Below are 235 nucleotides of genomic sequence, written 5' to 3'. Positions count from 1 at the left end.
GTAGAAGCTTGCCAGGGCGCCAAGCGGATCGGTGTCCCCCCCAGACAGAGTCTGTGCGTGCTCGGCCGCGGTCTTGGCGAGTTCCACCTTGCCGGCGATACCGGCCGCACGGGCGATACGCAGATAAACCTCGCGCTGACGCGCATCATCCATGAAACCGAGAATGCTGACGACGTCCTCGGGCTTCACGTCATGCTCGTGCTCGACGATCAGCTTGACGAACAGGTCGGCAAAC

Annotated in this window: 1 protein-coding gene; it reads right to left on the bottom strand. The window is 62.6% G+C overall.

All coding sequences use genetic code 11. The features are described 5' to 3' along the window. Positions 1 to 235: hypothetical protein (locus SB659_RS20580; protein WP_410551784.1), on the bottom strand; the 235-nt coding region annotated here is incomplete at both ends.

This window comes from Arthrobacter sp. SIMBA_036 (assembly GCF_046535135.1).
Lineage (GTDB): Bacteria > Actinomycetota > Actinomycetes > Actinomycetales > Micrococcaceae > Arthrobacter.
The sequence above is the reverse complement of the archived record's forward strand: the minus strand, read 5'-3'. Positions and strand labels throughout refer to the sequence as shown.